At 49.7% G+C, this 2,929-nt stretch carries 1 protein-coding gene; it reads right to left on the reverse strand.

What is annotated here, in order from left to right:
- A partial coding sequence (locus tag AAEU30_RS21425) for an Ig-like domain-containing protein (RefSeq protein WP_421962290.1) occupies positions 1 to 2,929 on the reverse strand: 2,929 nt, incomplete at both ends.

A 2,929-nucleotide genomic window follows, 5' to 3' on the forward strand; every position in this document is an offset into this window, starting at 1 on the left:
TCCTGTCACTGTCTCTGTGGTTTCGTTGCCCACGCCATCACGCACACTCACATCCACTGTAAACTCACCATCGGGTAAGGCTGTGCTTGGGCTCACTGCCCAATTACCCGCATTATCAACAACCGCTATCACGGTTTGAGTATCGCCATTATTATCCGTGAAGATTACATTCACTTGCGCACCTTCACCTGCATCGGTGCTACCACTAACTTCTGGGGTGTTATCATTACCTAAAGTATCAACCATCACTGTAAGGCTCGGTGGTGTGCCATCAAAATCGGTTGAGTTAATGACCCGTGTATTCCCCGCTTCATCCGTTGCACTGGCGGTGATTGATACCAATGTTAATAATGGAATACTTAATCCTGCAAGTGACCAATTACCTGCCGCATCCGTTGTCGCTGTGTAACTTATCACCCCGCCACCCAGTAAGTTTTGAGTGACCGTGACCGTGCTGCCTGCGGGTAAATCAGAGGTACCCGATAATGTCACAACTTGACCTAATAAGAAGGTTGGCGTAAACGCAAGCGCCGGTGGAATAGTATCAACAACCCCACTATCACTGGCGGTGCCAGTATTCCCTGCGGCATCACTGAGACTGACACTGACACTGTAGTTGCCATCTGCTAATGCTTGGCTGGCCTCTGCCTGCCATTGACCATTGTCATCTGTTTGCACCGTGACACTGTGACTGCCATTGCTGTCAGTGAAGGTCACGATAATATCGCTGTTGGCCAAGTCTGATGTACCCGTTACCAGCGGTGTGTTGTCGTTCGTTAGTTCTGGTGCGCTAATACTCACACTCGGTGCGGTGGTATCAATTACTCCGCCCGTTTCTGTATCACTGGCAGTATTACCGGCTGCATCCGTCACGCTGGCATCTACCGTAAAGCTCCCTTCAGCAAGATCTGTCGGTACACCCACTGACCACGTACCATCGGCTTGTACTGTGGCAGTTAGGTTTTGTTCATTACCTGCTGCATCTGTCACGGTTAACATCACTGTCGCGCCAATTTCATCACTGGAACCTGTAATGGTTGGCGTAGTGTCATTCGTCGCTGTAATTGGATCAATATCAAATGTGGGCGCTTGCGTATCTATTACTCCGCCGGTTTCTGTATCACTGGCAGTATTACCGGCTGCATCCGTTACGCTGGCACCTACCGTAAAGCTCCCTTCTGCAAGATCTGTCGGTACATCTACTGACCAGGTACCATCGGCTTGTACTGTGGCAGTTAGGTTTTGTTCATTACCTGCTGCATCTGTCACGGTTAACGTCACTGTCGCGCCTATTTCATCACTGGAGCCTGTAATAGTTGGCGTAGTGTCATTCGTCGCTGTAATTGGATCAATATCAAACGTGGGCGCTTGCGTATCAATCACACCACCTGTTTCACTGTCACTGGCCATGTTACCGGCTGCATCCGTCACGCTGGCATCAACGGTAAACGCACCTTCGGCTAAATCAGTGGGTACATCTACTGACCAGGTACCATCGGCTTGTACTGTGGCAGTTAGGTTTTGTTCATTACCCGCTGCATCAGTAACAAGCACAGTTACCGTCGCGCCTATTTCATCACTGGAACCTGTAATGGTTGGCGTAGTGTCATTCGTCGCTGTAATTGGATCAATATCAAATGTGGGCGCTTGGGTATCTATTACTCCGCCGGTTTCTGTATCACTGGCAGTATTACCGGCTGCATCCGTTACGCTGGCACCTACCGTAAAGCTCCCTTCTGCAAGATCTGTCGGTACATCTACTGACCAGGTACCATCGGCTTGTACTGCGGCAGTTAGGTTTTGTTCATTACCTGCTGCATCTGTCACGGTTAACGTCACTGTCGCGCCTATTTCATCACTGGAGCCTGTAATAGTTGGCGTAGTGTCATTCGTCGCTGTAATTGGATCAATATCAAACGTGGGCGCTTGCGTATCAATCACACCACCTGTTTCACTGTCACTGGCCGTGTTACCCGCCGCATCCGTTACGCTGGCATCTACCGTAAAGCTCCCTTCAGCAAGATCTGTCGGTACATCTGCTGACCAGGTACCATCGGCTTGTACTGTGGCAGTTAGGTTTTGTTCATTACCTGCTGCATCTGTCACGGTTAACATCACTGTCGCGCCTATTTCATCGCTAGAACCCGTTATCGTTGGCGTTGTATCGTTGGTGGCATTAATTGGATCAATATCAAACGTAGGCCCTTGAGTATCAATCACCCCGCCGGTTTCACTATCACTAGCAGTATTACCGGCCGCATCTGTCACGCTGGCATCAACGGTAAACGCACCTTCAGCTAAATCAGTGGGCACATCCACTGACCAGGTACCATCAGCTTGTACTGTAGCAGTTAGGTTTTGTTCATTACCTGCTGCATCTGTCACGGTTAACATCACTGTCGCGCCAATTTCATCACTGGAACCTGTAATGGTTGGCGTGGTGTCATTCGTCGCTGTAATTGGATCAATATCAAATGTGGGCGCTTGCGTATCTATTACTCCGCCGGTTTCTGTATCACTGGCAGTATTACCGGCTGCATCCGTTACGCTGGCACCTACCGTAAAGCTCCCTTCTGCAAGATCTGTCGGTACATCTACTGACCAGGTACCATCGGCTTGTACTGTGGCAGTTAGGTTTTGTTCATTACCTGCGGCATCAGTAACAAGCACAGTTACCATCGCGCCTATTTCATCGCTAGAACCCGTTATCGTTGGCGTTGTATCGTTGGTGGCATTAATTGGATCGATATCAAACGTGGGCGCTTGGGTATCAATCACACCACCTGTTTCACTGTCACTGGCCGTGTTACCGGCTGCATCCGTTACGCTGGCACCTACCGTAAAGCTCCCTTCTGCAAGATCTGTCGGTACATCTACTGACCAGGTACCATCGGCTTGTACTGCGGCAGTTAGGTTTTGTTCATTACCT

It is taken from the genome of Pseudoalteromonas mucoides, from assembly GCF_049257175.1.
GTDB lineage: Bacteria > Pseudomonadota > Gammaproteobacteria > Enterobacterales > Alteromonadaceae > Pseudoalteromonas.